The organism is Bartonella sp. MU37NMGALS (assembly GCF_042194015.1).
GTDB classification, from domain to species: domain Bacteria; phylum Pseudomonadota; class Alphaproteobacteria; order Rhizobiales; family Rhizobiaceae; genus Bartonella; species Bartonella grahamii.
Genome location: NZ_JBHIML010000135.1, coordinates 1 through 649, shown reverse-complemented (window position 1 = coordinate 649; position 649 = coordinate 1). Strand labels below are relative to the sequence as shown.

The window sequence follows — 649 nt, the reverse complement described above, 5'->3', positions numbered from 1 at the left end:
TGTGAGATCTTCATTGATCTTAGCTCTAAAATCATCAAGCCCCACAATATCTTCGGTTTTATGTTGGTGTGCGCCTAATAGAGAGACAGCACTGCCAAAAGTGAAGTTATTATTGCTTGATTTATAGAGAACATAATTGTTGGCAGCATCTTTTGCGCCTTCGATATCACTTAAATCAGCAAAAGTGAAGGTTTTATCGGCTGCCATTTTGGCCTTAAGGGCCGCTTCAAGGTCTGCAACATCACTTATGCTATGCGTGTGTTTTGAAGGCGCTTTTCCCTCTACCTTTTCCTCAATATCAACAATGGCTTGATCAATTTTGGTCAAGTTTTCCCGCAAGATTGGGAATTCAGAACTGATAAAGCGTCCTTCTTTCGGCAATTCCATGTCGAGTTTTTTGGTTTTGGTCATGTCTGTTTTCCCCTCATAATATACCGGCACCAAAATCACACACCATTGACCGTGCCGCCGGTCCACCGGTAAGCGTGAGTTTCAAGCGCGCTTGTTTGGCTGTTTTATCACCACTGATAAATTTGCGCTCTGTCCAAAGCGGCTCGGCAAGTTGTTCTGTTTCCTCTAATTTCAAAGGGGTGAAAGCACCATCATCCAGTTGCATCTCCAGTGAAAAGGTTGCACCGCCCGGTAAAAA

The 649-nt window shown here is 43.8% G+C and carries 2 protein-coding genes; both read right to left on the bottom strand.

The window, feature by feature from the left end:
* On the bottom strand, positions 1-411 hold a 411-nt coding region (locus ACFIJP_RS09550; RefSeq protein WP_375627190.1), incomplete at its 3' end, for a Bgr_08870 family protein.
* Positions 412-424: 13 nt separating this feature from the next.
* Positions 425-649: hypothetical protein (locus tag ACFIJP_RS09545; RefSeq protein ID WP_375627188.1), on the bottom strand; the 225-nt coding region annotated here is incomplete at its 5' end.